Origin of the sequence: Janthinobacterium sp. UMAB-60 (genome assembly GCF_900095235.1) — a bacterium.
Lineage (GTDB): Bacteria > Pseudomonadota > Gammaproteobacteria > Burkholderiales > Burkholderiaceae_D > Janthinobacterium.
In genome coordinates, this window is sequence record NZ_LT607538.1 from 1 (window position 1) to 296 (window position 296).

General features: G+C 69.3%; 1 protein-coding gene. It reads left to right on the forward strand.

The window, feature by feature from the left end:
* On the forward strand, positions 1 to 296 hold a 296-nt coding region (locus K0F86_RS27205), incomplete at both ends, for a ShlB/FhaC/HecB family hemolysin secretion/activation protein (RefSeq protein WP_306823231.1).

Genomic DNA, 296 nt, shown 5'->3' on the forward strand with positions numbered 1-296 from the left:
TGGCCGGTCTCGACGGGCAAGTGATTGCCACGCCGCCGCTGGAGCGGCGCTTGCTGCTGCTGTCGGACTTGCCGGGCGTGCAGGTCAGCTCGACCCTGGCGCCGGGCGCGTCCCTGGGCGCATCCGACCTCATCGTCGAGGTGCAGCCGGGATCGCGTTTCAACGGCAGCATCGACGTCGATAACCAGGGCAACCGCTACACGGGCCGCAACCGCATCGGCGCCACCCTGAACATCAATGAACTGGCCGGCATCGGCGACGTGGCCAGCGTGCGCGCGTTTACCTCGGCCGACGGC